General features: G+C 63.5%; 1 protein-coding gene and 1 pseudogene. Both read left to right on the top strand.

Annotated features, from left to right (window positions below; translation table 11 throughout):
• On the top strand, positions 1–464 hold a 464-nt coding region (istB, locus tag JOZ76_RS01600), incomplete at its 5' end, for an IS21-like element helper ATPase IstB (protein WP_291696886.1).
• 384 nt (positions 465–848) lie between these two features.
• Positions 849–2068, top strand: a pseudogene (locus JOZ76_RS01605) (IS256 family transposase).
• The last annotated feature ends 186 nt before the right edge of the window (positions 2069–2254 follow it).

A 2254-nucleotide genomic window follows, 5' to 3' on the forward strand; every position in this document is an offset into this window, starting at 1 on the left:
TGGCGAGCGGCGTGTTTCTCACCGAACAGCGCAATGCCGTGCTGATCGGCGGAACCGGCACCGGCAAGTCGCATCTCGCCATAGCTATTGCGCGCGCGTGCATCCGCGGCGGCGCCAGAGGCCGCTTCTACACCGTCGTTGACCTGGTCAATCGGCTTGAGAGCGAAGCCCGCGCCGGCCGGCCGGGCCGCCTCACCGAATATCTCACGCGCATGGACTTCATTATTCTTGACGAACTCGGCTACCTGCCCTTCGCTCAGAGCGGCGGGCAGCTGCTCTTTCATCTCGTCAGCCGGCTCTATGAACGCACCTCGCTGATCATCACGACCAACCTAGCCTTTGGCGATTGGCCGAGTGTGTTTGGCGACGCCAAGATGACAACCGCGCTCCTCGATCGTCTGACACATCATTGTGAAATCATCGAAACCGGAAACGAGAGCTGGCGCTTCAAACACCGCGGCTGAGTGCCACCCCGGCTTGCCCCGGTGGGCAAACAGGCACCTCCCACGCGCGCCGCTCCGTCGCTCGTGAAGGCACTGCGCGACGCGCGCGGGGCCCTCCTGTTCGCTACTGGGACAAGCCTGCCCCAACGCCCCAACACCGCAGAGGGGTCCTTTTTGGACGCCGATCAGGGGTCCCCTTTGCAAGCCGATTGACAGTGGGGCATAAAGAGCGGCTCCCGCACACAAGGCTCAGTGCCGGCTACGGGTTCGGAAAGACGATCGCCGGAGTGCACCACAACGGGCGAGAGGCGGTAGTGTCCAGGAAGTTCAGCAAAAGCCGGTGATGATGGTCATGGTATGCGGGTGATTGGGCCATCACCGGATCCTTTGGCGAGGATGCACACCATGACCGAGAGGAAAGGTAAATCTGGGACGATTGACGTGAAAGCCCTTCTGGCGGGGGACGAGGAGTTTCTCCGGGCGCTGGTGCGCGCGGCCCTGCAGGAGGTGCTCGAAGCGGAGATGACCGAGGCGCTGGGGGCCGCGAAGGGTGAGCGGACGGCAGGCCGCCTCGGCTACCGCTCGGGGTATTACGGCCGGACGCTGATCACGCGGATTGGCAAGCTCGAATTGCGGGTGCCGCAGGACCGAGTAGGACGGTTTTCGACCGAGCTGTTCGAACGCTACCAGCGCTCGGAGCGGGCATTGGTGGCGGCGTTGGCAGAGATGTACGTGCAAGGGGTTTCGACCCGCAAAAGCCTGCCCTCGCGAAAGCGGGGGTCAAAGCAATCACCGAGGAGTTATGCGGTCACAGCTTCTCGGCCTCGTCGATTAGCGCGATCAACCAACGACTGGATGCGAGCCTGGCGCAATTCGCCGGCCGGCCGTTGGCCGAGGCTTTCCCCTATCTGATCCTTGATGCCCGCTACGAGCGGGTGCGCGAGGCCGGGGTGATCGTCAGCCAAGCGGTGCTGATCGCGATCGGCATCGATTGGGACGGCCGGCGCCAGGTGCTGGCTGTCGAGCTCGCCAACCGGGAGAGCCGCTCGAGCTGGCGGGACTTTCTGTTGGCGCTCAAGGCGCGCGGGCTCACTGGTGTCGAATTCGTGGTTGCCGACGATCACGCGGGGCTACGGGCCGCGCTGCGCGAGGTTCTGGCGGAAGCGGCTTACCAGCGCTGCTATGTGCATTTCTTGCGAAACGCGCTCGATTACGTGCCGCGCCGGGTCGACGACGACTGCTTGCAGGAGCTGCGCTGGCTGTATGATCGGCGCGACTTTGCCGAGGCGCGTCGTGATCTCGCCGCCTGGCTCGCCAAATGGTCAGGCAAATACCCCAAGCTCACTGGCTGGGTTGAAGAAAGCATCGACGAGACGCTGAGCTTCTACCGGCTGCCGCGCCAGCACCATAAGCATCTGAAATCGACCAACATGCTGGAACGCTTAAACGAGGAGATCAAGCGCCGCACCCATGTGGTACGGATCTTCCCCAATGCTGAGAGCTGCCTCAGACTGGTGCGGGCGCTTGCGGTCGAGACCCACGAGAACTGGCTGGAACAGCACCGCTACCTCAACATGGAGGATCTGCACGAGCACAAAAAAGAGGCGTTGCGTCGTGCTGCCTGACCGCCACCAGCTCAGCCTAGCACCGTGCTCGCTCGGTCAAGGACGCTGCGCGCCGGCTGCGCCGGTGCCGCCGCAGTCGCGACGACATCCTTGACTGCCGCTGCGCGCCGGCGCTCTTCCGGAAGGCAGGTCGGGACGAAGGGATGGTCGTTTCCGATCGAACAAAGGGATGCTGCTTTGATCTGA

This window comes from Bradyrhizobium sp., from assembly GCF_019244115.1.
Classification (GTDB): Bacteria; Pseudomonadota; Alphaproteobacteria; order Rhizobiales; family Xanthobacteraceae; genus Bradyrhizobium.